At 66.1% G+C, this 687-nt stretch carries 2 pseudogenes; both read right to left on the bottom strand.

Going from position 1 to position 687, the window contains the following annotated elements:
* Positions 1–188 (bottom strand): annotated as a pseudogene (locus H5407_RS23545) (branched-chain amino acid ABC transporter substrate-binding protein); the annotation flags it as partial.
* Positions 189–505: 317 nt separating this feature from the next.
* A pseudogene (locus H5407_RS23540) lies at positions 506–687 on the bottom strand (ABC transporter ATP-binding protein); the annotation flags it as partial.

The raw sequence follows: 687 nt of genomic DNA, 5'->3' as shown, positions 1-687 counted from the left end.
ATCACGCCCTTGGCGTTGAGTTCGTCGATGGCCATGCGGGCGCCCAACTCATTGTCCTTGCCCAGGTGGGCAATGCCGCCGCTGGTGGGTCCGACGTGACCGATCTTGACGACCAGGTCTTGAGCCAGGGCGCTACCGCCCATCAGTGCCAGGGCCGCTGCGGCCACCAGCTTCATCTGCGATTTCATCGTCTCATCTCCTGTGTAACGAGCGCCTGCGACCTTGTGGGCCGCTGAGCCTGCGGGTTGAGGCTCCTGCTCGCGACTTGTCTGTAATCCCGCTCTGGAAACAGTTCCACCCCTACCCGCTTCGCGGGCCCCTCAAGGGGCTGAGCCCGGACTGCGGAGGTTCAGTGAACCTCCCTAGCCTGGCGAAGAGTCGGGGCGCAAGACCCGACGCGGCCTGCAAGGCAGCCCGCAGGCCCGGCAAAGCCAATTCCTCGGGCTTCGCGCGAGGGCCGAGCGGCTGCGCCGCTGGCCATCCTTGAACGGAGGGGGTGGTGTGCTTATTCACCCAAATAGGCGGCGCGGACCTTGGGATCGCTGAGCAGGTCCTTGCCGGCGCCGGTCATGGTGATCAGGCCGCTCTCCATCACGTAGCCGCGGTTGGCTGCGGCCAGTGCGCGGCTCGCGTTCTGCTCGACCAGCAGGATGGTCACGCCCTGCCCGTGGATGTCGTTCACGACCT

This window comes from Mitsuaria sp. WAJ17, assembly GCF_014174515.1.
Lineage (GTDB): Bacteria > Pseudomonadota > Gammaproteobacteria > Burkholderiales > Burkholderiaceae_C > Roseateles_B.
The sequence above is the reverse complement of the archived record's forward strand: the minus strand, read 5'-3'. Positions and strand labels throughout refer to the sequence as shown.